The organism is Shewanella sp. Isolate8 (genome assembly GCF_022398495.1).
GTDB lineage: Bacteria > Pseudomonadota > Gammaproteobacteria > Enterobacterales > Shewanellaceae > Shewanella > Shewanella aquimarina.
The window spans coordinates 1-546 of sequence record NZ_JAKEVI010000015.1 but is presented as its reverse complement, the minus strand read 5'-3'; the positions used below and the strand labels follow the sequence as shown (position 1 = coordinate 546).

At 46.2% G+C, this 546-nt stretch carries 2 rRNA genes; both read right to left on the bottom strand.

The window, feature by feature from the left end:
• Positions 1–88 (bottom strand): 23S ribosomal RNA (locus L1D43_RS19825); the annotation flags it as partial.
• A 250-nt stretch (positions 89–338) separates the two neighbouring features.
• Positions 339–546: ribosomal RNA gene (locus tag L1D43_RS19820) — 16S ribosomal RNA — on the bottom strand; the annotation flags it as partial.

Here is a 546-nt window from a genome sequence, read left to right as displayed (position 1 = left end):
TAGCTCGCCAACGCTTTTCGCAAGTTACTACGTCCTTCATCGCCTCTGACTGCCAAGGCATCCACCGTATACGCTTAGTCACTTAACCATACAACCCAAATGAGTTTCATCTGAGTTGCATCGCAACTAATGGTTTCAACTTTCGCCAAAAGAATACTCAAGTCACTTGATTAAAGTGTGTTTTGAGAACTCAATTATTTTCGCAATAACCTTTCGGTTATTACTATCAGCTTTCCAAATTTTTAAAGAACAAGCATCGCCGCTCGGACGTGCCACTCGCTCTAACAAGAACAAGTTATCTGTGTGAACACTCAACAACTATTAAATCATCGTATAGGTAAGGAGGTGATCCAGCCCCAGGTTCCCCTAGGGCTACCTTGTTACGACTTCACCCCAGTCATGAACCACACCGTGGTAAACGCCCTCCCGAAGGTTAAGCTATCTACTTCTGGTGCAGCCCACTCCCATGGTGTGACGGGCGGTGTGTACAAGGCCCGGGAACGTATTCACCGTAGCATTCTGATCTACGATTACTAGCGATTCCGA